Here is a 555-nt window from a genome sequence, read left to right on the forward strand (position 1 = left end):
GACCACCAATTCAACGTCTGCCCCGTATTTGTGGAGATAATCCTTAATCGTTTCTTTCCTTCGATTCGGTAAGATGTCCAGCGGTTCGTGTGTTTCTGCATTCGCAATGATCAGTTGATATGTACCCGCATCTGTATCGCCTTTATATTCATCGATCGCAATGGCTTTTGGTAATCGGACTCCATGGGGCATCTGCTCTTTCGCCACTTCCTTGAATCGCCGGATCACTGTTGAGCTGGAAGTGCCGAGTACTTCACCTGCTTCTTTAAAGGTTTTCGCTTTGATTGATCGGACACGGACGACCTGATTCCACTCTTTCGTGTATCGTTGATACTTCTCCACGAAGGGAGATGTCTCCGAAAAGCGTTTTCCACATGAACAGGCATACCTGCGACGTTTATAGAAGAGGACCGTTAAACGCTCAAACCACTTAAGGTGCTTAACCTTCTGAATGCGGTAGTCATGGATCTTCGTTGTCATTGCCCCACACTTAGGGCATTTGTGAGGCTGCCTCGGAAGCGAAACGTAAAGTGCGGTCCGCTCCCCAACCTCCTC

The 555-nt window shown here is 48.3% G+C and carries 1 protein-coding gene; it reads right to left on the reverse strand.

The genetic code is table 11. The features are described 5' to 3' along the window. Window positions 1–555: transposase family protein (locus WFH04_RS18115; protein WP_336825721.1), on the reverse strand; the 555-nt coding region annotated here is incomplete at both ends.

Origin of the sequence: Sporosarcina sp. USHLN248 (genome assembly GCF_037144575.1) — a bacterium.
GTDB lineage: Bacteria > Bacillota > Bacilli > Bacillales_A > Planococcaceae > Sporosarcina > Sporosarcina contaminans.